We start from the raw sequence: 25,512 nt of genomic DNA, 5'->3' as shown, positions 1-25,512 counted from the left end.
GAGCACTACAGTGTATCTGCGTGCCTCTTTTAATTGATAAAAAAGATGGAGGGGATAATTCAATGTCTAATGATCAAGAGATTTTATTAGATAAAGGAAAACAAAAGGATCCTAAATTGAAAGTGCAAAGGAAAGAGGGAGAACCTACTCCGGCTTTTATAGGGGCTTCTTGGGGTGCGCTGTTAGTAGGTGTTGCGGCATATTTCATAGGTTTGTTTAACGCAGCGATGCAATTAAATGAAAAAGGTTATTACTTTGCTGTTCTAATATTTGGGCTCTATGCAGCGGTGTCTTTACAAAAAGCTGTTAGAGATAAAGACGAGGGAATACCAGTTACAAATATTTATTATGGTATTAGCTGGCTGGCACTTATTGTTTCGATTTCATTAATGGGTATCGGTTTATACAATGCTGGCAGTATTGATTTGAGCGAAAAAGGTTTCTATGGGATGTCATTTGTTCTTAGTTTATTTGCTGCCATTACTGTTCAAAAGAATATTCGAGATACACAGAAGGCTAGAGAAAGAGAGTAGTTTTATCAAGGAATGGTCTTTCAGGCTGGCCATATAAGGAAAAACGACAGTAATGAAACTGTCGTTTTTTTCGTTACCGAATTATTTGTTTTCTAATGAATTTACATATTCTTGAACCATTTCAGTGGTAACATTTTTTCTAAGAGAAATGATTCGCAGGTTAATTCTGTTCATTTTATTGGTGACTTCATTAATTTTATCTGTTGTAAAAGGTTTCCCTTTTTTACATAATTCAACTGCTTCTTCAATATATTTTTCACGCAGCTCGTCCAAATCTTTAAATTCTTGATAACTTTGATTTTGATCTTTAGCATGTTTTATTAAGTCTTTATGTACACTCATGATTCCACTCCTCCATATTAACTTTCATTATCATACCATAATTCAAAAGGAAGCAGGCACAGCACGTAAGCAAGATTTTTGTTTTTATAAGTCTAAGTGCTATTATTTTTATATAGATAAAAGGAGATGCTTCTATGGTAAATGAAATTGTCTTAAATGAAACCACGATTAAAGTTCACAAGTATGAAGAAGAAAAAGAAGGTCGTTTACATAAAATATCGGTTGAATTTAACGTAACGAGTGAGGATTACCATGACATTACGACCCTTTTGTACAAAGGTACATTTGATGTAAAAGTTCCTGAACGGGATTTAGCGTTTAGAGCAAGTATTCTACAATACTCTACTTCCTATACAAATTTATATATTAAAGGGCAGGTTGGAGAGTTTAAATTAAGTTTGCTGGAAGTAAATGAATAGGAGAGAAGAGGATGGTATTTGAATGAGGTTAAGCATTTTGGATCAAGCACCCATTTCTTCTAATCAGAGTGCTGCTGATGCACTTAAGGCATCGATGGAGTTAGCTCAAGCTGGTGAAAACTTAGGGTATACACGATTTTGGATTGCTGAGCATCATGATTTACCCGGTCTTGCATGCTCTGCGCCGGAAGTCATGTTAGGATATATTGGAGCCAATACAACTAAAATCAGAATAGGCTCCGGTGCCGTGTTATTACCCTATTATAAGCCGTATAAGATAGCCGAGGTATACAATATGCTAGCCACGTTGTTTCCTGATAGAATCGATATCGGGATTGGCCGGGCTCCCGGTGGTTCTGCTGAAGTAACCAATGCTTTATCTGATAACTTTTTACAGCAGGTGTGGAATATGCCCAACTCAGTAAAAGATCTATTGCATTTTATAGATAATACTGTGCCGCCGGAACATCCGCATGCGAAAGTGACAGCATCACCGATTCCAACAGTTCCACCAATACCTTGGCTGCTTGGCACGAGTAAAAAAAGTGCCATACTTGCTGCAGAAAACGGACTTGCGTACGCGTTTGGGCAGTTTATGAGTGACCAGGATGGTGCTGCTATTATTGAACAATATAGAAATCATTTTATACCGAGGAAGAACAATGAAGAACCACAAGTAATTGTAACAGTATCAGCTATTTGTGCAGAAACCTTAGATAAAGCAGAAGATGTAGCTTTAAGCTCATTGGTGTGGGGGTTGCATAGAAAAAGAGGAGAGGGGCAGAAAGGCGTTCCTTCTATCCAAGAAGCAAAGGACTATCTTCAAAATGAAGATAAAATTCTACTTGAAGAGATGAAAAACAGTATGATTATAGGTGATCCGCAACAGGTAAAAGATAGAATAGATGAACTGCAGGTCCAATACAATGCAGATGAAATCATGATTGTTACCATCACACATTCACCAGCAGATAAAATTCAATCCTATAAATTGATTGCAGAAGGGATATTAAATCAGTAAAGGTTTAAAGGAACCGGTAAGAAGAAGAGGGGAGAATAGTAAAAGGGCTTGGTGGGACTCGAACCCACAAAATACTCGGCAGTTTATCGGTTGAAACTGTCGGTCGCTCTACAATTGAGCTACAAGCCCTGTTTTTATTATGGTTTTAATACCAAATATTATTCATTCATTTTCATCTTGTCATTTTACCAATTTCCTCAGTCACAACAAAAGCTAGATCATCATTTCCAAACAACGATAAAACACCAAGAAGTGTTTCGTCACCAATTTCTCCAGCTTCATCTTTAGGGACCACTAATTCCATTGCTTCTTTTAAAGCGAAGTTTGAAGCCTGATTGGGATAGGCGCGCAAGTACAATTCCTCAGGATTTAAATCATGGTTAATACACCATTGAGCAAATACGAGGATCATCATTTTTTCCTCGCCTTGATAGTTTTGTATAATTTTTTCTTCTAACTGTTTTTTATCCATAGAAAACTCCTTTAAAAACATCATGTAACCATTATATCGGATTTGCGTGAATCACAGAAGGAATTTAATAAGAATGAAAGGGAATCGTAAAACAGTGAGACAAAAAGGAAAAGAAATTAAAAAATTTACCCCTTAATATCCATTTAACAAAATTACGTAAAATATAAATTTGACGTAATTAACCTTGTTAGGTAAAATATAGAAGTGAGGTGATTTTATGGTAAATCCATTAAAACAAAATAATTTTAATAAATTACAATCTCTTCTTTCTGAACTTCCCTGGTATGTTGATGAATATATCAATCATAAATTAAGAAAGCTTTCGACTGCTTCCTTGTTTAATTACTGCCATGATTACAAAATCTTCTTCAACTGGATGATTCGTGAGCAATTATTTATCGGAAATGTTAAGGATATTCCTTTAAGTCGATTAGAACACATGACAGTTATTGAGATTGAAAGTTTTTTAAATTTCCTTCATTACGAATTAAACAATAAAGAATTAACCGTTAATCGGAAATTATCAGCTTTAAAGTCCCTGTTTAATTATCTGCAGAACATTGCTGAAACTCCCGATTTACAGCCTTATATTAATCGAAATGTGTTAGCCAAAATTGAATTTAATGAAGTTAAAGACAGCATGGAAACAAAAGCTGCTAAAATGGAAGGCAAAATTCTCCTTGGTGATGAATACGAAAAGTTTCGTCTATTTATTGCTCATGATTATGGTGAATTAAATAAAGAAAACAAAAAACTCTATAACTTTCATCAATTAAATAAAGAGCGTGATACGGCCATTGTTTCATTAATTTTGGGATCAGGGCTTCGTCTTTCAGAGTTAATTGGGATTGAATTAGACGATATTGATTTTAAAAAGTATTGTGTTAGAGTGATTCGAAAAGGAAATAAAGAGCAATTCGTGTACTTTAGTCAGACTGCTATGGCTGATTTGCAAGCATATCTAGCTGTGAGAGCCACTAAGTACCAAGTTGAAAAGAATAACAAGGCTTTATTTATTGCAGCAGCAATTGGTCCAAAAGGAAAAACACGAAGACTGACGGCACGATCGGTTGAAAAATTAGTAGAAAAGTATGCGACTGCATTTGGTAAACCATCATTGTCTGTACATAAGCTGCGTCATTCCTTTGCTACAAGATACCATGCTGAAATTAATGATGTTCCAAAATTACGTCGGCAATTAGGTCATTCATCGATTCAAACGACTATGATCTATACACATATAAAGAATGATGATTTAAAAATCGCTGTAGATAAAATGGATATGCCAAAAGAGGAATTATAAGGAAAGTCAGCAGAATCACCTGCTGACTTTTTCTTTTAATTAGTTTACATAATATTATTATGTAAACAAAAATAAGTGATATCTCAAAAACCAAGTATACTTAAGAAAATGAGACGGAATAAAAATTTTCGGTTTTTTCCACTAATCATTTTATCTTTTTGAATCGAAAAATACCCAAAACCTCAGTTTCACCTGTATCTTTTGGGTATTTTGTGCATGTGGAAAATTGGTGAAGCTCCTGCCTACCTGTTTTTGTTGCTCGTACGAACACTCGCGTTATTCAGATTCCATTTACTGTTACCATATTTCCATGTAGACTCCACAAACGCGATTGTATCGGCATTTGCTATCCCTGTAATTCTTTGTACCCCTTTCAACACCATCTCTCCTGTGCGTAACTTAACAGGCTTTAGAGATTGAAATGAATTCACTGTTAATTCGGTTGGCTCATTTAACCGCCCTTTATAATAAAGTCCTAGTTTTTTATAATATTTTTTCCGATCCTTTAAATCAAACAAATAGGTCTTCCCTGTTTGGCCAATCGTTATTTTCGCTTTATAGCCGTTTTCAAAGGTACTGGCAATTTCTAATGGTTCTGGAACAACCAATTCCTTTTTGATATAATCCTTCAATGTATATAAATAATTAAGGGTTATGCCGCCGCTTCCCCCTGTTAATACATTTGAAAATAAATCTTTTACTCCATCCTGGTTAAGATCTACCAGCTTCAATGATGCTTTAGAGCCGCTTTCGAGCGGAATTTTGTACTGTTTTTCATCGGTAGTAGCTATATCAATATAAATCTCTTTCAAATAATCCTCTTCATCTTCAAATGGAACCCCTTTTAACTGAATACTTTCATTGATTCCATCTCCAGTGACATCCGATTCATATGTCGATATGGTAACGGATTTAGCTTTTTCATCGAAAGCATGGGCACCGGTAATAGCAGTAACGGACATGAGAAAAAATGCAGCAGCAACTAGTAGTAATTCTCTTTTCATTCTTTTCCCCTCCAAAATCTGATACTTTTAGTATGCCCAATTTTGGTAAAAACATGAAAAAAGACTCCCAACATTTAGGGAGTCTTTTTTTCATCATTTTATTCTTCTGCTTTAGTTGTTCCTTCTACCTTCCAAATGGTTGTTACCTTTCCATTATCGTTTTCATCAAGGATAAAAGAACCGTTAGAATATCGGTCATTTAAACGAATTTCAGATGTTACGACTGTTTCAATGTGACCCTTTTCTGTTTGAATGAATATCGTATCTTCATCATTCGCAACGACAAAGCCAACTACACGATGAGGATTTGCTTTTAGCTCTCGTAAAATGACAACCCCTCGTTTAGCCCGAGTTGCTTTTTCGAATTCCTTCAGCTTCATTCTCTTAACAGAACCGCGCTGCGTGGTGATCACGATGGTTTCTTTACTGTCTGGAGCAATGAGCTTACCGCCTATAACAAAGTCTCCATCCTTTAAATTAATCCCTTTTACACCGGCGGCTCGAACACCGACAATACTAATTTCTTCTTCATGGAACCATAATGCATAGCCAAAAGTAGAGATTATGAACAATTCTTTCGTTCCATCTGTAAGATGTACATCAATTACTTGATCATCATCCTTAAGATTGACACCAACTAACGGCTTCGAATAGCGCTGTGCTTTATACTGCTTAAGTTCTGTTTTCTTTACCATTCCATTTTTAGTGACGAAAACGAGATAAGCATCAATCTCAAAATCTTTCACTGGGATCGCTTGAATGATATCTTCATCGCGGTCAATTGGAATGATATTCGCAACATGCTGCCCAAGATCTTTCCAGCGAATATCAGGCAGTTCATGAACAGGACAGTATAAATAATTCCCTTTATTCGTAAACAGGAGAACAACGTCCTTCGTGTTCACATCAAGCTGTGCTAGTAAACGGTCCGAGTCCTTCATCGCTAAGTCTTGGCCATTTGAAGCAGCAAAAGACCGTTGGCTAGTCCGTTTGACATACCCTTCTCTTGTAATCGTCACAATAACATCCTCACTAGGGACTGTTACTTCGAGATTAATTTTCAATTCTTCAATTTCAGCTTCTATTTTTGATCGGCGAGGATCAGCAAACCGTTTTTTGACGTCTTTTAATTCCTTTTTTATGACGGATAGAAGTTTCTTCTCACTTAATAAAATCGAAGTCCATTCTTCAATTTTACTAGCCAATTCTTCTGCTTCCTTTTGTAAAGCAGTGATATCAGTATTCGTTAAGCGGTAGAGCTGTAAAGAAACAATCGCTTCCGCCTGTGCTTCAGTAAACGCAAATTTAGCAATTAAATTATCCTTTGCATCACGTTTATCTTTTGAAGCACGGATGGTCGCAATCACTTCGTCAAGGATCGATAATGCTTTCATCAAGCCTTCAACGATATGCTGACGTTCCTTTGCTTTATCTAGCTCAAATTTTGTTCTTCTAAGAACAACCTCTTTTTGGTGCTCAATATATGCATCAAGTAATTCACGTATACCTAATAATTTAGGGCGTTTTTTAGCAATCGCAACCATATTGAAATTGTATGCTACTTGCAAATCACTATTTTTATATAGATAATTTAAGACCCCATTGGCATCCGCATCTTTCTTTAATTCAATGACAATGCGCAACCCCGTTCGATCTGTTTCATCACGAACCTCTGAAATTCCTTCAACTTTGCGATCGAAGCGGAATTCATCGATTTTCTTAACAAGATTCGCTTTATTAACTTCATAAGGGATTTCGGTCACGACAATCTGCTGCTTTCCGCCACGTACCTCTTCGATATCGGCCTTACTGCGAACAATGATTTTCCCTTTACCAGTTTCATAGGCCTTTTTGATACCATCAATTCCTTGAATAATACCCCCAGTTGGGAAATCAGGCCCCTTAATAACCGTCATTAATTCATCAACCGATACGTCAGGATTGTCCATTCGCAGGATGACTCCGTCAATGACCTCACCAAGATTATGCGGCGGAATATCGGTTGCGTACCCTGCTGATATCCCCGTTGAGCCGTTTACCAGCAGGTTCGGGAACATTGCTGGTAATACGGTTGGTTCCTTTGAAGTATCATCGAAGTTTGGAATAAAATCGACTGTTTGTTTTTCAATATCGCGAAGTAGCTCTGCCGCAATCGCCGATAAACGCGCCTCTGTATAACGCATCGCAGCTGGAGGATCCCCGTCCATACTTCCGTTGTTTCCATGCATTTCGACGAGGACATTTCTTACCTTCCAGTCCTGACTCATACGTACCATTGCTTCATAAACGGATGAATCACCATGCGGGTGATAGTTACCAATAACGTTACCAACTGTTTTCGCTGATTTACGGAATCCCTTATCTTGGGTATTACCCTCAACATGCATAGCATACAGTATTCTTCGTTGTACTGGTTTCAAGCCGTCTCTCGCATCTGGTAAGGCCCGTTCTTGAATGATGTATTTACTATATCTGCCAAAACGATCGCCGAGAACATCCTCTAGAGGTAAGTCACGGAATTTCTCATTTGTGCTCATTCTTCAGATTCCTCCCTAGCGACCATAATATTTTCATTTTCAAGGATCGTATCATCTTCTTCTAACCCAAATGCTACATTGCTTTCGATCCATTTTCGGCGAGGGTCAACTTTATCACCCATAAGCGTGGTGATACGTCGCTCTGCTCTTGCCGCGTCATCTATTTTCACACGTATTAATGTCCGTGTTTCCGGATTCATCGTTGTATCCCAAAGCTGGTCGGCATTCATCTCGCCAAGACCTTTATAGCGCTGAATCATATAGCCTCTGCCAATTTTTTTAATGGCACCCTGTAGTTCATCATCGCTCCAGGCATATTCAATGATTTCCTTTTTACCTGTTCCTTTACTCACTTTATATAAAGGAGGCAGCGCGATAAACACTTTACCTGCTTCAATTAGCGGTTTCATGTACCGATAGAAAAAGGTTAGCAGCAGCACTTGGATATGTGCACCGTCTGTATCGGCATCCGTCATAATAATGACCTTATCGTAGTTTACATCTTCTAGATTAAAATCAGAGCCGACACCCGCACCAACGGTATGAATAATTGTATTGATTTCTTCATTTTTAAAAATATCCGCCAGCTTCGCTTTTTCTGTATTGATTACTTTACCACGAAGTGGGAGTACTGCCTGAAAGCGACGGTCGCGCCCTTGTTTAGCAGAACCGCCTGCGGAATCACCCTCAACCAAGTAAATCTCATTTCTTTGCGGATTTCTTGATTGAGCAGGTGTAAGCTTCCCTGATAAAAGAGCGTCAGAACGCTTTCGTTTCTTACCACTTCTAGCGTCCTCCCGTGCTTTTCGTGCTGCTTCACGGGCTTGGTAAGCTTTAATAGACTTTTTTATCAACAATGCGCTAATGTCTGGATTTTCTTCAAGGAAGTAAGTCAGGTGTTCAGAAACCACTGCATCTACTGCCGATCTCGCTTCACTCGTACCTAGTTTACCCTTGGTTTGACCCTCGAATTGTAATAATTGCTCAGGAACTCGGATAGAAATAATCGCAGATAATCCTTCACGAATATCCGCACCTTCAAGATTTTTTTCCTTTTCTTTCAACAGTGAAACCTTTCGTGCGTAATCATTAAAAACACGGGTCATAGCTGTTTTCGAACCTACTTCGTGTGTTCCGCCATCTTTAGTCCGAACATTGTTTACAAATGAAAGCATGTTCTCTGAATAACCATCATTAAATTGAAAGGCAAATTCCACTTCAATTCCATTATGGCTTCCCTCAAAGCTAACGACAGGATGAAGGACATCTTTTTCTTCATTTAAGTAAGAAACAAAGGCCTCAATCCCATTTTCATAATGAAAAACCTCATGAAAATCATTACGTTCATCAATGATTTCGATCTTTAATCCTTTTAAAAGAAATGCTGACTCTCGTAACCTCTCACATAATGTTTCAAAATTATATGTGGTGGTAGAAAAGATGGTCGGGTCCGGTTTAAAGTGTATCGTCGTACCTGTTTGATTGGTTTTACCGATTTTCTCCAAAGTCGTAACCGGTTTACCACCATTTTCAAACCGTTGTTCATAAACAAAACCATCTCTTTTTATCGTTACCGTTAACCATTCAGATAAGGCATTAACGACAGAGGCACCTACACCGTGTAGACCACCGCTGGTTTTATAACCGCCTTGACCGAATTTCCCTCCAGCATGGAGAACAGTTAAAATGATTTCTGGAGTTGGTTTCCCCATTTTATGCATGCCAGTAGGCATTCCGCGTCCTTTATCCATGACGCTTATTGAATTATCTTTGTGAATTTTTACAATGATTTGGTCCCCAAATCCACCTAGAGCCTCGTCGACAGAGTTGTCGACAATCTCATATACAAGATGGTGTAATCCGCGTGTATCAGTGCTCCCGATGTACATTCCTGGTCGCTTCCTGACGGCCTCCAGCCCCTCTAGTACCTGTATGGCATCATCATTATATTCAAAAGCTTTCTGATTACTTGCCACTAAAATACCCCTTTCATTCCCTGCAAAAGAAAAAACATCTTTAATTGCTATCTTTATGAGTAAATTTATTCATTCGTGTAAAAAAAGTTATTGCCATTATTTAGAACGAATGTTTGCCGCTCTTAATTGTAACACATGTTTACGGCGTCTATGCTTTATTTTAGCGATTTATTTCGATTTGGCAAATGTCAAAATTAAATCAACATAATTTTGTAACACGAATTTATGTAAAAAAAAGAAAAAACTGCTAAATGTTAGCAGCATTTTTCATTAATACTTATTTTGTTAAAGCATGTGCCACTTTTATACAAAGGTCCATAATGACCGTATAACCTTTTTCTTTCAAAAACTCGTAGGCTTCCTCATTTACTAAACCCTGCTGTGCCCAAAAAACATCAGCGTCCACTTCGTCAAATTCTTTCGCCACATCAAACAATTGTTCTGAACGGCGGAAAACATTAACGATATCAATATGTCCCTCAATATCTTTTAACGAAGCAACCGCTTTCACTCCTAGAACTTCATTAACTGCTGGATTCACCGGGATGATCTCATAACCTGCTTTTTGCATAACTTCTGAAACCATATACGAAGTTCTGTCAGGTTTGTCACTTAACCCGACAACAGCAATACGCTTAGCTTTTTTTAATATAGCTCCGATTTCTTCTAAGGATGGATTTTCAACTGCCATGAACAAACACTTCCTTCATTTCCTTAATTTTACTATCCACTTTCACTATAACATAAATCAATTATTTGCAAAAAAAAAAGCTCCCATGTTCCGGGAGAATTGACGGTTAAACTTCAGACAGGTGATGGAATGTCCATGGGAGCAGCCTTTGGAACTGAAAGGCGGAACTGTGCTCCTTCCCCAGTATTTTTTACAGTAACACTTCCATCCATATTTTCTATCATTATTTTCGTCATATATAACCCAATCCCCGTAGTATCACTGTTTCTAGTGGTGAGATCCGGTTCGAAAACTCTTGAAAGCATTAACGGCTCAATGACACCAGCATTATCTGTAAAATCCACAACTATACAGCTGCCTTCTGCCGATATCTTAATATCTAAGATTCTCTTATTAACTTTGTTTGTTATAAATGCATAGCGTGCGTTTGTTAAAAGAGTTAAAACAGCTTGACTGTATTCATTTGGAAATCCATAAGCCATATGCTCTTCGCGATATTCAAACTCAACATGAATGTCATGAATCTTAAGGCTATAGGAACAAATCGATAGTGCTTTTTCAATACAATCTGATATAGAAAAGGTGCATTTCTGTTTAGTTGGTTGATAAAATTTCCGAAAATCATTGATGGTACGTGACATAAAATTAATTTCAAACATGCCTTCTTTGGTGAAAGTGTCAATATAGTGATCATTTATTTCACCGAATTGAAGGGCTTCACGGACGTCTTGAATTAAGAGTGACAAACTATTGAGCGGCTGCTGCCATTGATAACCAATACTAGAGATCATTTCACCCATCGATACAATAGAATGGTGAAGAAGAAAATGATCCTTCTGACGATTCTTTGCTGCTTCTTCCGCGACCCTGCTTTCTAAGTTTTTTACTACAACCTCATATTTTTCTGTCATTTCCCGGTAGTTCTCTTCATTTTCTTTTTGCTTTTTCAAAAGCACATGACGGAAAATAATATAGCTTATGACAAAAGCAATAAATAGTAATCCTACTGAAAGAATTGTAATATATGTACCAAGCACTTTTATTCACCTATTGAACTGTTATAAAAAGTTACGCAGTTTCTTCCGTTAATTTTTGATTTAGATAGTCCTTGTTTAACCTCTGAAATGAGCTCTATTTTCGATTTACCAGCCGAAAATTCTGCAACTCCAAAACTGCAGGTAACGGTACCTATTTTCGGAAAGGCAAATGAATTAATTAAGGAACGGATGGATTCAGCAAGAACCATCGCTCCAGGACTGTTCGTTTCCGGTGTTAAAAGAATAAAGGAATCACCGCCCCAACGTGCCAAAACATCTGATTCACGAATCCTTTGCTGAACAATGGTTGATATTGTAATGAGCACTTCATCCCCTTTTGTATGGCAAAAATAATCATTTACATTATTAAAATAATCAATGTCCATGAGAATAATAGAAAAAGGATGATTATATCGTTCTGACCGGCTTATTTCACTTGAAAGCGGCTCCTCGAACTTTTTCCGATTTAAACTCCGTGTTAATGGGTCCATCATGGATAGAATTTCATTCTTTTTATACTCTTCTTCTAATAAACTAATTTCCGTACAGACAAATAGGATCTGTTTTTTTCCTGGGATTCGAGAACCCTTCATTAAATATATCCCTTGTTTGCCTTTTTGACCTTTCCACATGACCTTTGCATACTTTTTCTCTGTCTGAAAAAATTCTTCTATCCATTTTCCTTTATTCTTAGGATAAAAATAATCTGGGTCTTCAACAAATAATTTAGCAACAAGGTTAGATGTTTGTAAGTCCTTGGTATTTCCTATACCTGTAAAGGAAGCAAATGCTTCATTAAACTCTACAATATGTCCGTGGTCCTCGATGAATAGTAAATGATCCTGTGTTTCTATGAGTGCCTTTGTTAACTGGTTATGTTTCAATAATTCCTTTTCCTGCCGAACTTCCTGGACTGATTTTTGGAGGGCAAGTAAAAATCGATCTAAATCGATTGGTTTTAAAATAAAATGGTTGACGGTATGTTCAATACACTGGATAAAGACATCGTTATCATCATGCGCTGTGGTAACAATGATTTGAACCTTTTCATTATGTTTCCGAATGTTTTTAATCATGTCTAAACTGCTCATAACTTTAATATCTACAATGAGTAGGTCAGGAAGGTACTGCTGATAAAGCTGAAGCCCTTCTTCACCGTCTATCGCAACATGGACATCTGAAAAACGGCGATTTAAGATTCGTAATAATTTTTCGCGTGAAAACACCTCATCTTCTACATATAAGACCTTTACATTTTTGAATTGATAACTGTGATTTTGTGGTATTGTAATGGCCATGATTTTTCACCTCTTTCATCCTACTTAAAGTTTTATATGACAAAACCGACCACTCGGCCGGCTTACCTATTGTTATTCAATGTTATAGTTAAATTATATTTCCTGTAAACAATCACATCAATCGATAACCAAATGGTTTGAAAATTCTCCATATATTTGTAATAAAATAGACTCTAATTGTTCTTAACTTAGACAGAAAATTATCTTAAAAAATAAAAAAACAGACCAGCTAAGTGGTCTATTTCTGTGTCACTGCCTTATTTGGGTCGATACTCATCGCAGTCCACGCCGTCTGGTCTCCAAAAGCTCTCGACCAGGAAGCCATGCCTGCCAGTTGATAATTCGCTGTAAGGTTTGCTCGTTTTGTTAACGACAATTCATCCTCAATCCATACCTTATAGGTGGCATTCTCGTCTCCGGCATGATATTCAGCATAATTTTGACCGCTTGCTTCATCATACACAGGCTGTATCCCTTTTTCGGCAAGCCATTCTTTCACCTTCGCCATTGACATAGATTGAGAGGAAACCGCTGTCGTACCATCTTCATTTATTTGTTCTTTCCACAATCTAGTATATAAAGGGACACCTAGTATTAACTTTTCTTTGGGTACTTCTTTTAACAAGTTTTGCAGGTTCGTCTCTACCCATGGAAGGCTTGAAACACTGCCGGCAACAGGAGACGATCCCGAATGTTCATCATAGGCCATAATAATAAGGTAATCCACAATACTTGCAAGCTTATCCCTTTCATAAAAGGATGACCAATTATTGTTTTCACCAGCATAAAACGTAATGTCCATGGAAACAACTAACCCTGCTTCATGCAAATACGGTGCTGCTTCCCGCATCAATTGAGTAACAAGTGGTCCATCTGCGGGATAGACATTTTCAATATCAAAGTTAATCCCCTGTAATTGGTACATTTGACTGAAATGAAGCAGCTGGACGATAATTTTTTGACGTGTTTCAAAGTCCTTTAACGCTTCATGTGTTAGTACTGGATCAAACGAATTTGAAAATAATCCCCATACTTGATATCCCTTGGATTGTGCCCATTTACTATATTCTAAGGACGCTATATTACTTATTGTCCCGTCATTTCCAGTTAAGGAGAACCAAGTTGGTGACACAACATTGACCCCCGTCATATCCGGTATTTGGGTATGATCCGGATTCCTCGTGTAGACGGCTTCCCAAGTTAATTGAATGGGTCCATTAATTTTTGGAATAGATGCTGTTTCATTTTTTTGTGAGATTGTAATGGTAACCTCTTCGTTCTTATTTACATATTTCTTGTTTATATATCCACTTACTCCATTTTCTTTCCTAACTAAGTAGTAATCCTCTTCCTCGGCCTCAATCATTACAGTCTCTTTTTTAGACATTTCCGCGGTATACGGTGCTTTTAGAGAAGGATTCAAGCGTAAACGTAGGTTTTCCGGGTGAACATCTTCAGCCGTTATTTCACCTTTTACATAGTGGTCACCGTTTTTTTGAATCCAAACAGCTCCCGTTTCCTCCAAGATCTTAAACTGGATTGGATAATAGGCGAGCAATGGATCAAGTGCTACATATATTTTGCCTTCCTTCGAGATAGTCGGTGATACTTGAAGCTCCACCGGCTGTTGATTAACAAAGAAGGTTAAGGAATCAGTTGGCATTTGGATTACTTTTTCTGCAGTCGTAATGATGATAGACTTTGATTTTTCATCATAAATAATGCTGTTATCTATGTTCTCCTGCATAAATGTAAGTGGAAGAAAGATAGAATCCCCTTCGATTAGTGCATTTCCCCGCTGACTGCCTTCGAAAAGGATTGGATTCTTTTCGGTAAAATAAGTTAATCTTTCATTTGAGGCAAACGGATATAATAAAAAAAGAATAGAAGACGCAATAAACAGAATTGCAATCATCAATCCTCCTAAAATCCATTTTGGTGATAATGATTTCTTTTTCTGGTATTCAATTTGTGCCATCGTTTTTCCTCCTCACTTCTATCGTACGGTATCCACGAAAAATTGAGTAGTGTTTTTTCACCAATACATGGTAAAATAACAGGACATGCACTATTTATAGAAGGAGAATTCGTTGATGGTTCAAATTATTTTAGTCCTACTACTCGCCTACCTGCTAGGGTCCATTCCGTCAGGTTTAATTATTGGTAAAGTTTTTTATAAAACAGATATTCGTGAACACGGGAGTGGAAATTTAGGGGGAACAAATACTTTTCGAACATTAGGTGTAAAAGCTGGTATCGCTGTCACCTTGGCTGATATCCTTAAAGGAACGCTAGCCGCTTACCTGCCTGTTTTGTTTGGAATTGATATCAATCCTTTACTCGCAGGGGGTTTTGCGGTAATCGGACATACTTATCCGATTTTTGCTGGCTTTAGAGGCGGAAAAGCAGTAGCAACGTCTGGAGGCGTTTTATTGTTTTGTGCGCCGCTGATGTTTTTAATGATATTCTTGGTCTTTTTTGCCAGTCTTTATTTTACAAAATATGTATCTTTATCGTCGATGATTGCAGGCGTGTTTGCTGTGATTTATGCTTGCATTGATGGGGACATCCCGTTATTAATCGCTGTAACACTTTTGGCTTCATTTGTGATTTATCGACATCGGGCTAATATAAGACGAATCATGAATAAAACCGAACCAAAAATTAAATGGCTTTAAGGAATCGAGTTTGGTTCCTTAAAGCCATTTTTCATGAAACATTCAAAATTACAGTCATTTTCTTTCCACTTGGTAAAGTACAATAAAGGTAATAGACCCATGGAGGGATGATTATGTCTGATCTTAATAAAACCATTCTCTTTTCAACAGACGTTACAGACGGTAAAGACCAAGAATTTGTCGTTGAATTTTATCAGTGTTTAATAGATGACTTGCCGGAGAAGTTTCCATACAAAGTAACCAAGAATTTTGACGAACTGATTGATTTTTTCGAAGAAATGGAATAATAAACTTGATCAAAACGGAGTCCCGCAATCGGAAACTCCGTTTTATATTTTTAGCAGCTTAAATGTAAATTTACCGTCTTCATTCCTGCTATAGTCAAGTTTTGTCTTGTCAAAGTGTACATAATCCTGATCATGAATGAGGATTTTTACACTGCCAAATTCAAATAGCTGATCGCCAGTAATTTTCCGCTCTTCCAGAGACAGATTTAGTTTTGGACCCCCTCAGCCGACTCCCATACTCAATCGGACGAAAAGTTCCTCATGAGGGCTCTGCCTTTCTCTCTCGATTACATCTTCTAATATCTTGCTTGTACTCTCGGTTATTGTAAACATCACAAACCACTTCCTTAATTTTTTTTCGAAAATTGCAGGAAAAAGTCGAAATATAGCATATAAATATAATATAGTATTGGTAGACTGGATTAAAATATTTTGCCTTAAAACAGATCATGAAGGAGAAATTATGAGAAAAAAAGCAGTGATAACGTCTGTATTCATCATTTCTGCGTGTATTGTACTTGCTTCGGTGCTTCTGATACAACAACATAATAATCAGGCTGCTGCAGACAAAATATATCCTGTAGGTGAGCATGCTACTAGAACACAATCTGTAATGGGCAGGACATTGACAGAAAAATTAACCATTGGGGCCATCGGAGATATATTGATTCATGATACGGTTTATCAGGACGCCTTTAATGGAGCACAGTATAATTTCAATCCTATCTTCGAAAATGTAAAAGGTATATTAGAATCGCCAGACGTTCTTACGGCGAATCAGGAAAGTATGTTAGGCGGCGTTGACATTGGTGTCTCAAGTTACCCCATGTTTAATAGTCCTCATGAAGTCGCAGATGCACTTGTTAACACAGGTGTTGATATCGTCTCTCTTGCAAACAATCATACGTTAGATAAGGGTGAAAGAGGTATTCTATCCGCTACTGATTATTTAAATAGTATTGGACTGCCTCATGTTGGAAGCTATCTAAATCAAGACGATCGGCAGAAGCTTAGCATCATTCATAGAAATGGCATTAAATTAGCTTTTCTATCTTATACATACGGTACAAATGGAATACCGGTGCCAGATGGCAAGGATTTCTTAGTTAACCTGATTAACCGTGATATCATGAGTGAAGAAATTGAACGAGCTAAAAAAGAAGCAGATGTTATAATAATGAGCATTCATTGGGGAAATGAGTACCAGCGAATTCCCACAAGTGAACAAAAGGACTTGGCTAATTTCCTAGCAAATGAAGGTGTTGATATCATCTTTGGTTCTCACCCTCACGTGCTTCAGCCAATGGAATGGATTAAAACAGAAGATGGCAGAAACTCATTCGTTATTTATTCCTTGGGTAACTTCATTTCTGGACAGGTCCGTGACTATAAGGATATTGGCGGGATGGCTACAGTTGAAATAACGAAACAGGTTACGGAAACAGGAAAGAAAATTGAATTGGCAAACCCTGCTTTTTATCCAACCTATGTTTCAAGCCAAAGTAATCGAAATTACCAAGTAGTCCCCCTTGAAAATGCAGGCTCCTTTGGGCTTGAAAATGCTTCGGCTAAGTATCAGGAAATTCAAGATCATATGACTCAATGGCTCCGTTAATTCGGGGCCTTTTTATGAGCATTTTGGAAGGATGTTTCGCAATGAAACAAAACGATTATCAAGGTAATTTTTTATCTTTGTTGTTTATTGTTTTAGTCTATTTTTTTACTAGGAATTATTATAGTCCCTTCTTTTGGATAATCCTTGGTTTATTACTGCTGCTAGCATTCCTCAATGAAGAGAATCGATTATTTGCATGGGTCGTAATTTCCTTCTTTGGGGGCAATTTTATTGTCATTTATCTAGATAAGTTTATCGGAGGTATGGTTGCGGATCCTTTCTTTCGGGTAATCATCAACCAAATCTTGTTCACTATTCCAATCCTATCGATGTGTTATGTTATCAAACAATTCAATAAAAGGCTTAGCTTCTTTTTTAAAAAACCGGAATCTTTTAGTATCCTATATATCGTTTTGCTTTTTATTGTTGCAGGATTTCTTTTGTTATTTTTTATAAAGGATGGTTTCGACGTTTTCTTCTCCCTTTTCACTTTCTCACTACTTCATGCCGCCGTTCAGGAGGTCATTTGGCGCGGTATTTTGTTAACACAGATGATTAAGATTACGAGTGAAACAAGAGCTATACTATTTACTAGTCTCGCCTTTAGTGTTAATACAACCATATTTGGATTCTCTATAGCCGTTCTTCTGATATATTTAATTTTAGGCTGGATATTTGGTTTTTTAACAACAAAATATAAAAGCATTTTGCCTGCTATTTTGGTTCATTTGGTGGTGTTACTATTCTCCTTCTTAAATGGCTGGATTCAACTGCCAATCTTATAGAGTGAAGCAACATCATCGATAATTAGAGAAGCTTTATTATATAATAACAATAGAGGTATTTTTGAAAGGAGAAAAAGATGAACATCCAAATCAGCAGTGCAGCAGCAGCGTGGTATAAACAAGAACTTAATTTAAAAAACGGTGATTTTGTTCGTTTCTATGTACGTTATGGCGGGTATAGCCCGGTACAGAAAGGTTTTTCGCTTGGGATTTCTAGTGATGAACCCAATGATATAGGTGCAAAGACAACCGTAGATGGAATCACTTTTTATGTTGAAGAAAAAGATTTATGGTATTTCGATGACCACGATCTAATTGTTGACCTACACAAAAAATATGAAGAGCCTGTTTTAGATTATAAAAAAGCATAAACAACATAAATCAAGCACACATGAGGTTGTATCATCATGTGTGCTTTCTAATTACATTTTCTCAAGTTGATGGACCACATTTTCGCATATTTCATGAGTTTTTAAAGAATCACTTGCTGTAATAGATGGGAATTCGTTATTGCGGATCGCATTAATAAATTCTGCGACTATTTGTTCAAATCCTCTTTTATATAATGTAGAATCCCAGTTGTCAAAAGAAAGTGCTATATCTTTCTGATCACGATAAATCGTTAATTGGTCTAAATCATGAATAACCCTTTTTTCATTTGTTCCCATGACCTCTAGCTTTTCTTCAACAGCCCCGCTGTCGCGATTCATAATAGCCAGACCTGTCATATCTTTAGAGATCAATTGAACCACAACATGATAAAGCATTTCATTCCTAACTCTTCCATGAACGATAATATCCTCAATTTCACCTTTAAACAGGTAACGGACCGTATCGATAACATGGATGAAATCATCATAAACAAAGGACCGAATCGTACCAGGTAGAGCATGGCGATTCTTTTGCAAAATAATCATATTTGGTTCATTCACTTCGGCAATGGTCTGATAAAACGGGGCAAACCGTCTGTTAAAACCAGTCATCAAGATTAGACCTTTTTCCTCGGCTAATTCAACAAGCTCCTTGGTAGTTTCCAAGTGATAGGTAATAGGCTTGTCTACATAAACATGGATACCGTTCTGTAAGAGTTCTCTTACAATACTTTCATGTGATTCCGTTGACGAGTGAACAAATGCTCCTTTTATCCCGCTTTCAATGATAGAAGGAAGACTAGAATGAGTATTTGAAAAGCGATATTGATTACTTATTTCCATTAATATTTGGGTATTTCTAGTAAATAAATGGATTTCCACATCAGCCAGCTTACTAACAACAGGCAGATAAGCTTTTTTCGCAATATCGCCAAGCCCGATGATTCCCAGTTTTATCATGGTTCATCTCCCCTTTTATCCCCAAATATGTTTCTGTAATCCTTCTTTATGTAATATTTCTTTTTGTCTTTCTCCGATTAAATCAAAATGTGAATATCCGTCACGGCGGTGGTGAATCCATTCCTTTTTCAACCCATACTTCCTTCCCCATTCAGCCAGTTTTTCAAGGTCATGGCAGCCTACCTTGGTAACCGTTTTGCTTCCTGGGAAGCGGTCATCCAGCCAATAATGTGTTAAGAATGCAATTTCACCCGCATCGATTTTTTGTTTCCATTCCTTTATTTCCTGTCTTTTGATTCCAAATGCCATAAATTCACCCCAAAGCTCATTCCATTACTTTTTCTTAATTTCTTCATACTTCTGGAACCATTCAGGGAACGCCTTTTTAAAAGCGATCGGTCTAAAGTTGTCCTTTTTGACAACAATATGAGTTGAAGTTCCTTCTGCACAAACTTCCTGGTCACCATTGATGATGGAATAGCCATAAACGGTTTTAAGCCCGTCATTTTTCTCAATCCACGTCTTAACAAAACCTCTATCGCCGTAGCGTAACGGCTTTTTATAGGTTGCCTGGATGTCATAAACGGGCGCAAAATACCCTGCGTTCTCCATGTCTACATAACTATATCCAAGATCCTCAATTAACCCGCTTCTGCCGAGCTCAAAGTATTTCAAATAGTTTGCATGGTAGATGACTCCCATCATGTCAGTATCTGCATATAAAAGTTGAATTTCTCTCGTTGAAATAAATACATTATCCATTCTTTATTCCCCTTCCCTATTTAAAGGAAATTTATTTAGCGCCTTTTCCACATCTTCACCTTCAATATGAATGGCTTTTTCTAATAAATCCTCTTCCTGTGGTGCTCCCATGAGCCTCATTGCTTGCGCTTGTATCATCTCATCAGCCAAATTGGTAGCAAATCTTCCGTTCCCTTCGAACGTATGATTCTCAATACTTTGTTTCAAAAGAGTTCTGGCCCCTTCAGTTAATTGGTATTGAAAGCTTTCTACGTACGTCTCGATAATGGCCAGCAGCTCCTCCGCTGAATAATCCGGGAACAGAAAGAATTTCTTAAACCGAGAGCGCAGCCCAGGGTTACTCTCTAATAGCTGGTCCATTTCTTTTGGGTAACCCGCAAGCACGACAACAAGATTTTCATTATGCTTGGTCATTTCATCAACGAGGGTATCTACTACTTCTTTACCAAAATCACCTGCTGTCTGGCTTAAGAGTGAATAGGCTTCATCAATAAATAACACCCCGCCAAGCGCTTCTCGTATCTTTTTCTTTGTTTTTCCTGCGGTTTGTCCGACGTATCCCGCAACAAAATCTGCCCTGCTGGCGACAATTAAATGACCTCTTTTTAACATCCCGCATTCTTTTAGGAGCTCCGCATAAATTTTAGCCACAGTCGTTTTACCCGTTCCCGGGTTACCTGTAAATACTGAATGAAGCTGAATGGGTACGGTTGGCAGCTTTTTTTCTTTTCTAAACTGCTGCATTTTAACAAAGGAAACAAGGGTCTCCAATTCACCCTTTAACTCTGTCATGCCTATTAACCGTTCTAATTTTTCGAAAGGTGATTCCCGATGTTCATCCTTCTCGACGCCAAAGTCTTTTTTATCTAATAATGTGTAGGTGAGAATATCCTCATTTGAAATGGGATGATCAGACCCTTTCTTAAAGATTGCATCCAACACAATATTACGCACGGATCTTGCATTACCAAATGTATCATCTACCCGTTCCTGTTCAAGGCGATGATTGATTTCTATCTTCGCTTCTTCCGTAAGGATATAATCGTTTTCAGAGGCAATCTTGTCGGCGATTAAAAGTAATTCCTCATTGGAATAATTGGGCAAATGGATGAGATTCGATTGAGGGAAGCGGCTTCTTAATCCTGGGTTAGCATCTAAAAAGATACGCATTTCATCTGGATATCCCGCTAGAATAACAGCGAATTTCCCACCATATTCCTTTCCGGTCATAAGTGAAACAAGGGTATCAACCGCTGTTTGCCCATAATCATTTCCTGATTGTCCTTCACGTTTTAAACTATAGGCTTCATCAATGAACAGAACGCCTCCAATCGCTTTCTCAACGACCGCTCTAACGTTTTCTTCTGTTTGACCTACAAACGCCCCAACGAGCTGGGATCGGTCCGTCTCAATCACTTCTGGCCGTGGCAGGACCTCAAGCTCATGATAGATTTTTGCTAATAAACGTGCGATGGTTGTTTTTCCGGTACCAGGATTTCCAGTCAGAATCATATTAAGACTTAATTCATCTTTTGTTTGGAATCCAAGTTTTTTACGGTCCTTCTGGTATTTTAAAAATTGATAAAAATCATTGACTCGTTTTTTGACAACATCCATTCCAATCATTTCGTTTAATTCGTCTAAGGCATTAGCTGTTTCTTGATTCTCATCTTCTTCCATCAAAAAGACCCTCTGCCAGTCTTTTTTAATGTCTTCGAGGCTGGATAAATGTAGTTTTAAGTCATCAAAGTAAGTCGCCGTATGAAAAACACCTTTAATTGATTCCTCATACTCTTCAGCAGCCTTCAGAAGGTTACCGCTAATCTCAATCGCGGTAGACAGCAGTTCAATTAGTTCTTTGTATTGAATTAAAAGTGTCGTGTTTCCAAGCGTATCAGCAAGATTCATCTTTTCTGTGAGATCTTCCACCTGATTATCTGCCTCTGCTAAGAAACTTTGACAAATTTGTATGTATTGTTCTGCAACCTTTTTCTTTGCTGTTCGATTATCTGTTTCCCGAATGGCGGGAAACGTAAGAACATCCAAAATGTCTTTTTTCATTTTCCAATCGTATTGAATGAAGTAAGATTTTGCCTTTGTGTTCTCCGGATGTAGTTCTAATGCTTTGTGAAGCCACGCCGAAGCTAATGAATCTTGGTTTTTACGCTCCAGACGTGATAAGGCAGCAACGGTTAACATCCTTGACAGTAGAACAGGGTTAGATTCACTACGTATAGCTGTTAAGAGTTCATTTTCATTGGAAATAAACCCTTGTTCATTCAGTTCATTTTCCCACTGAAGTAATTTTTCATTATTGTTTAACGAGTTTGTTTGTTGTTTTATCATTAGGATCACTTCTTCTTCAAAATTTCCCTTTTATCTTACCACAACCTGTTCACTGACACGAAATTCGAAGGCTCTCATAAAAATGGGACTGTTGATTTCCTCTTCACTAAGGAAAACTTCTTTGAATAAACACCGCAGGGACAGGCGGTCTTTGCGGGTCACGAGGCGCTGCGCTCCTGAAGCGTTTATGAAGCCCATAATTGTAACTTCTCGAAAAAATCTGGCCTCATGAGGCGTTCATGAAGCCAATAATTGTAACCTCTCGAAGAAATCAGGCTTCATGAAGCGTTTATGAAGCCCATAATCGTACTATCTCGAAGAAATCAGACCTCATGAAGCGTTCATGAGCCCATAATTTAAATAGTTTCTACGCACCATCGGGGTCTCCCCCTGCCCCGTACTCCCGCAGGACATTGAATTTTACATCCACGAATCCGCCCACGCACGAAGAAAATGCGATAGCATTTTCGAGGAGTCTTCGCGCCTTCCGCTCCAATCAACAGTGTGCCTTAAATAAAAACTTCAATTAAAAAGGACCTGTACGAAATGAACAGGTCCTGAATTCTTAATTAAACTTCATCCTTGATTTCTGCTCGGTAGGATTCAATGCTTTCACGGCGTCTTTCGTTTTTTGCTTTAATTTGCTGACGCTGTGTTTCACTATCAGTAAATGCTAGTGATTCTTCCGCTGCTTCAATGTTTTCAATAGTATCATGAATCATAGATTGAAGCTTTTCTGCATTATCACTTCGATCATCTGGTTTCGGTTTGTTGTTATAAGTCATGGAATGGTTCCTCCTTCATGGTGTCGTGGTACAGATATAGTTTGTTTCGAAGTGAAAAAAATATCACAGAAAATATTTGCTATAAAAAGGCTGTATTGTAATGATTGTTGTTAAAATCTTAAAAGCCGATTTTAACGTGGAAATAGTTATTTTGCACTTTTGAATTTAGGTTTGCAGGCTCTTTTCTATACTTTGTTTTAAAAAGCAACAAAGTCTAGAAAGGAGCCTAAAAAAGACCCGCTGGCATATGCCTTGCGGGTCTTGTCCAATGATTATTCACCTTTAGTTTGGATTACTTGTGCGTGTTTACCAGATGTATCTTGATACTTTTTCCCTTTGTTGCCACCGTAGCGCTGTGACTTATTTCCAAGTTCATCGGTGCTAAAGCCTTGTTGACTATGTTTTGGATTACTCATGTAATATCCCTCCTCCTTAACATTTTGTCCGTTTTAAAGGAGGAACATGATTGGTAATCTATGTGAGTTTATTCTGCTTTACCAAGGCGCTTTTCTTCTAAACGCATTTCAATTTTTTCCATCGCAGTTCTATCTTTCAAAAGTTGACTTTTATTTTCGGATACAAGTTCTGCAAAAGAACGTTTTCTAGGCTTTCTCATGTATATCACCTTCCTTATGACCTATTCTAACAGTTATTATGCCCGGAAACGGTTGCAATTATTACAACTTTTTGAAAATTATAAAGAAAAGTCTACCATAAAGCATTAAAGGGCTAAACTGTAATAAAAAAAGACAATGGATTACACATCCATTGTCTACTTCAGTTCCTTTGCATACTGTTTCATTGCGTCAAGATTCATCGCGCCAATATATTTGTTTCCGATATTCCCATTTGTATCAATAAAATACGTTGTTGGAATCGATAGAACTTGATACGTTTCATTTACTTTGTCTTCTGCATCTAAAGGAATCGGAAAAGTAATTCCATTTTCATCAACAAAAGCTTTTACATCTAAATGTGGGTCAATATTTACGGCTAGAATAACAACATCATCCCCAGTTTCTTTATGAAACTCCTCCATGGCTGGCATTTCTGCTTTGCATGGCGGGCACCAAGTTGCCCAGAAATTGAGCATTACTTTTTTTCCTCTAAAATCGGAAAGCTTAACGGTATCGCCGGCTAATGTTCTAAGTTCAAAATCTGGAGCTTTTGCCCCAACCTTTAATCCGCCCATGTTAGCTGCTTCTTGACTTACATTTTCGGGTTCAGCCTTTTTATCCATAGCCTGCACGATCGCAACTCCAAGTAAGGCTATTAACACTACAGCAGCAATGACTTTCTTCACCATTCCCCGAACCCCCTTGATTCAATAATATGCTACATCGATTTTACACTATAAAGTAAGTTGAAATACAGATTGTATATGCCAAATATGTGACATTTTAAAAATAGTTTAGTAAAAGTATTCTAGAAAAGCAAATAAAGTTACTTTTTTAAGGCGTTAAGGACACTGGTTGTCACCCGGTCTACAATTAAATCAATATCCCGATCAGATAAAGTCTGTTCATTCACCGCGGATACTTTCTTTGCCTGCGTGCCTTCAGGTACATCAACTCCTAATGGTGAGATTCCTTCAAGACCCATCATCGCTTTAATATCGATGAGTTTAGCCACATTCTCTTTTGAAAGTTCGCGGTCCCCTTTGAGTTGCCTTGATATCCAATTTATTTTTGCAGTAAACTCTAATGATTCCATTAAATAATATGCCTGTTCTAAATTCTTCCCCCATGTTAAGGCGCCGTGGTTTTCTAATAACACACCTTGATGATCGTAGACATGTGTTTTGATTGCTTTAGGAACCTCATCTGTTGAAGGTGTTCCGTACTCTGCTAGAGGAATCGTTCCCAGGGAGACAACTGCTTCAGGCATAATGGCCTGATCTAGGGGAATTCCAGCAATTGCAAAAGCTGTCGCATATGGAGGATGAACATGTAAAACGGCATGCACATCTGGACGTTCGTGATAAACAAGGAGGTGCGTTTTCATTTCCGAAGTTGGCTTAAAATCTCCCTCAATGACATTTCCTTCCCCATCTACTTTAATAATCATTTCTGGGGTCAGGATACCCTTGCTTACATTGGTTGGAGTAATTAAGAACTCGTTATCACTAATGCGGACAGAAATATTCCCATCATTGGCAGCAACGAATCCCTTTTCATACACACGTTTTCCAATTTCGCATATTAGTTTTTTATATTTAATCTCGATAATCATCCTAAACCCTGCTTTCAATTAGGAATCCATTTTACCTAGTAGTATACCCTTCTCCTGT

At 37.7% G+C, this 25,512-nt stretch carries 27 protein-coding genes and 1 tRNA gene; 9 read left to right on the top strand and 19 right to left on the bottom strand.

All coding sequences use genetic code 11. The features are described from left to right. Positions 1 to 62: 62 nt before the first annotated feature. The gene (gene yiaA, locus QFZ31_RS04510) at positions 63 to 533 is read left to right on the top strand and encodes an inner membrane protein YiaA (RefSeq protein ID WP_307301245.1); all 471 of its coding nucleotides are present in this window, start codon (positions 63 to 65) and stop codon (positions 531 to 533) included. Between the two features lie 81 nt (positions 534 to 614). Here the strand turns inward: yiaA and QFZ31_RS04505 are convergent, their stop codons facing one another. Then, complete coding sequence (locus QFZ31_RS04505) at positions 615 to 875, bottom strand: DUF2533 family protein (protein ID WP_307301243.1); 261 nt, start codon at positions 873 to 875, stop codon at positions 615 to 617. 134 nt (positions 876 to 1,009) lie between these two features. Here QFZ31_RS04505 and QFZ31_RS04500 point away from each other — a divergent pair, with 134 nt between their 5' ends. Both QFZ31_RS04500 and QFZ31_RS04495 read left to right on the top strand, forming a co-directional pair. Further along, positions 1,010 to 1,294, top strand: a complete 285-nt coding sequence (locus QFZ31_RS04500) for a DUF3219 family protein (RefSeq protein ID WP_307301241.1) — start codon at positions 1,010 to 1,012, stop codon at positions 1,292 to 1,294. A gap of 22 nt (positions 1,295 to 1,316) precedes the next feature. Then, positions 1,317 to 2,315: an LLM class flavin-dependent oxidoreductase gene (locus QFZ31_RS04495; RefSeq protein WP_307301239.1), complete on the top strand. Its 999-nt coding sequence runs from the start codon at positions 1,317 to 1,319 to the stop codon at positions 2,313 to 2,315. 43 nt (positions 2,316 to 2,358) lie between these two features. Here QFZ31_RS04495 and QFZ31_RS04490 read toward each other — a convergent pair. Further along, positions 2,359 to 2,444, bottom strand: a tRNA-OTHER gene (locus QFZ31_RS04490). Positions 2,445 to 2,487: 43 nt separating this feature from the next. Next, positions 2,488 to 2,787 carry a hypothetical protein gene (locus QFZ31_RS04485; protein WP_307301237.1) on the bottom strand — a complete coding sequence of 100 codons (300 nt, stop codon included), beginning with the start codon at positions 2,785 to 2,787 and terminating at the stop codon, positions 2,488 to 2,490. 217 nt (positions 2,788 to 3,004) lie between these two features. Here QFZ31_RS04485 and xerS point away from each other — a divergent pair, with 217 nt between their 5' ends. Next, a complete protein-coding gene (gene xerS, locus QFZ31_RS04480) occupies positions 3,005 to 4,090 on the top strand; it encodes a tyrosine recombinase XerS (RefSeq protein ID WP_307301236.1) in 1,086 nt (361 codons plus the stop codon). Positions 4,091 to 4,332: 242 nt separating this feature from the next. Here xerS and QFZ31_RS04475 read toward each other — a convergent pair whose 3' ends face one another. From QFZ31_RS04475 to QFZ31_RS04445, 7 genes are all read right to left on the bottom strand, one after another. Further along, complete coding sequence (locus tag QFZ31_RS04475; protein ID WP_307301235.1) at positions 4,333 to 5,094, bottom strand: hypothetical protein; 762 nt, start codon at positions 5,092 to 5,094, stop codon at positions 4,333 to 4,335. A gap of 98 nt (positions 5,095 to 5,192) precedes the next feature. Beyond that, positions 5,193 to 7,631, bottom strand: a complete 2,439-nt coding sequence (gene parC, locus QFZ31_RS04470; protein ID WP_307301233.1) for a DNA topoisomerase IV subunit A — start codon at positions 7,629 to 7,631, stop codon at positions 5,193 to 5,195. After that, a complete protein-coding gene (parE, locus tag QFZ31_RS04465; protein ID WP_307301229.1) occupies positions 7,628 to 9,607 on the bottom strand; it encodes a DNA topoisomerase IV subunit B in 1,980 nt (659 codons plus the stop codon). Before parE ends, parC begins: the two co-directional genes overlap by 4 nt. 277 nt (positions 9,608 to 9,884) lie before the next feature. Further along, the gene (locus QFZ31_RS04460) at positions 9,885 to 10,298 is read right to left on the bottom strand and encodes a CoA-binding protein (RefSeq protein ID WP_179595578.1); all 414 of its coding nucleotides are present in this window, start codon (positions 10,296 to 10,298) and stop codon (positions 9,885 to 9,887) included. A gap of 113 nt (positions 10,299 to 10,411) precedes the next feature. Next, positions 10,412 to 11,335 carry a sensor histidine kinase gene (locus tag QFZ31_RS04455; protein WP_307301225.1) on the bottom strand — a complete coding sequence of 308 codons (924 nt, stop codon included), beginning with the start codon at positions 11,333 to 11,335 and terminating at the stop codon, positions 10,412 to 10,414. 2 nt (positions 11,336 to 11,337) lie between these two features. Then, positions 11,338 to 12,633 (bottom strand): diguanylate cyclase, encoded by a 1,296-nt coding sequence (locus QFZ31_RS04450; RefSeq protein WP_307301223.1) that lies wholly within the window; start codon positions 12,631 to 12,633, stop codon positions 11,338 to 11,340. 238 nt (positions 12,634 to 12,871) lie between these two features. Next, positions 12,872 to 14,611, bottom strand: a complete 1,740-nt coding sequence (locus QFZ31_RS04445) for a glycosyl hydrolase family 18 protein (RefSeq protein WP_307301222.1) — start codon at positions 14,609 to 14,611, stop codon at positions 12,872 to 12,874. A 115-nt stretch (positions 14,612 to 14,726) separates the two neighbouring features. Here QFZ31_RS04445 and plsY point away from each other — a divergent pair, with 115 nt between their 5' ends. The 5 genes from plsY (at position 14,727) to QFZ31_RS04420 (ending at position 18,369) form a co-directional block, all read left to right on the top strand. Then, on the top strand, positions 14,727 to 15,311 hold the full coding sequence (gene plsY, locus QFZ31_RS04440; protein WP_307301221.1) for a glycerol-3-phosphate 1-O-acyltransferase PlsY: 585 nt from the start codon (positions 14,727 to 14,729) through the stop codon (positions 15,309 to 15,311). Positions 15,312 to 15,424: 113 nt separating this feature from the next. Further along, on the top strand, positions 15,425 to 15,598 hold the full coding sequence (locus QFZ31_RS04435; protein ID WP_307301219.1) for a hypothetical protein: 174 nt from the start codon (positions 15,425 to 15,427) through the stop codon (positions 15,596 to 15,598). Between the two features lie 463 nt (positions 15,599 to 16,061). Beyond that, positions 16,062 to 17,213, top strand: a complete 1,152-nt coding sequence (locus QFZ31_RS04430; protein WP_307301217.1) for a CapA family protein — start codon at positions 16,062 to 16,064, stop codon at positions 17,211 to 17,213. A 41-nt stretch (positions 17,214 to 17,254) separates the two neighbouring features. Further along, complete coding sequence (locus QFZ31_RS04425) at positions 17,255 to 17,998, top strand: CPBP family intramembrane glutamic endopeptidase (RefSeq protein ID WP_307301215.1); 744 nt, start codon at positions 17,255 to 17,257, stop codon at positions 17,996 to 17,998. Positions 17,999 to 18,075: 77 nt separating this feature from the next. Continuing rightward, entirely contained in the window at positions 18,076 to 18,369 is a 294-nt protein-coding gene (locus tag QFZ31_RS04420; protein ID WP_307301214.1) for a HesB/YadR/YfhF family protein, read from the top strand. Between the two features lie 51 nt (positions 18,370 to 18,420). Here the strand turns inward: QFZ31_RS04420 and QFZ31_RS04415 are convergent, their stop codons facing one another. The 9 genes from QFZ31_RS04415 to QFZ31_RS04375 all read right to left on the bottom strand — a co-directional run bounded on the left by QFZ31_RS04415 (position 18,421) and on the right by QFZ31_RS04375 (position 25,454). Then, a complete protein-coding gene (locus QFZ31_RS04415) occupies positions 18,421 to 19,329 on the bottom strand; it encodes a Gfo/Idh/MocA family protein (RefSeq protein WP_307301213.1) in 909 nt (302 codons plus the stop codon). Between the two features lie 15 nt (positions 19,330 to 19,344). Beyond that, positions 19,345 to 19,638 carry a hypothetical protein gene (locus QFZ31_RS04410; protein ID WP_307301212.1) on the bottom strand — a complete coding sequence of 98 codons (294 nt, stop codon included), beginning with the start codon at positions 19,636 to 19,638 and terminating at the stop codon, positions 19,345 to 19,347. A 24-nt stretch (positions 19,639 to 19,662) separates the two neighbouring features. Beyond that, complete coding sequence (locus tag QFZ31_RS04405; protein ID WP_307301211.1) at positions 19,663 to 20,091, bottom strand: acyl-CoA thioesterase; 429 nt, start codon at positions 20,089 to 20,091, stop codon at positions 19,663 to 19,665. 3 nt (positions 20,092 to 20,094) lie between these two features. Then, the gene (locus tag QFZ31_RS04400; RefSeq protein WP_307301210.1) at positions 20,095 to 22,437 is read right to left on the bottom strand and encodes an AAA family ATPase; all 2,343 of its coding nucleotides are present in this window, start codon (positions 22,435 to 22,437) and stop codon (positions 20,095 to 20,097) included. Positions 22,438 to 23,006: 569 nt separating this feature from the next. Next, positions 23,007 to 23,222, bottom strand: coding sequence for a small acid-soluble spore protein Tlp (gene tlp / locus QFZ31_RS04395; RefSeq protein ID WP_307301208.1), 216 nt, complete (start codon positions 23,220 to 23,222; stop codon positions 23,007 to 23,009). A gap of 272 nt (positions 23,223 to 23,494) precedes the next feature. Next, positions 23,495 to 23,638, bottom strand: a complete 144-nt coding sequence (locus QFZ31_RS04390) for an acid-soluble spore protein N (RefSeq protein WP_179595565.1) — start codon at positions 23,636 to 23,638, stop codon at positions 23,495 to 23,497. Positions 23,639 to 23,706: 68 nt separating this feature from the next. Beyond that, a complete protein-coding gene (locus QFZ31_RS04385) occupies positions 23,707 to 23,838 on the bottom strand; it encodes an FbpB family small basic protein (protein ID WP_307301206.1) in 132 nt (43 codons plus the stop codon). A gap of 156 nt (positions 23,839 to 23,994) precedes the next feature. Beyond that, the gene (locus QFZ31_RS04380; protein ID WP_307301204.1) at positions 23,995 to 24,528 is read right to left on the bottom strand and encodes a redoxin domain-containing protein; all 534 of its coding nucleotides are present in this window, start codon (positions 24,526 to 24,528) and stop codon (positions 23,995 to 23,997) included. Between the two features lie 137 nt (positions 24,529 to 24,665). Beyond that, positions 24,666 to 25,454: a class II aldolase/adducin family protein gene (locus tag QFZ31_RS04375; RefSeq protein ID WP_307301202.1), complete on the bottom strand. Its 789-nt coding sequence runs from the start codon at positions 25,452 to 25,454 to the stop codon at positions 24,666 to 24,668. Positions 25,455 to 25,512 lie beyond the last annotated feature (58 nt).

Source organism: Neobacillus niacini, from assembly GCF_030817595.1.
GTDB lineage: Bacteria > Bacillota > Bacilli > Bacillales > Cytobacillaceae > Neobacillus > Neobacillus niacini_G.
This window is presented reverse-complemented; position numbering and strand designations above follow the sequence as displayed.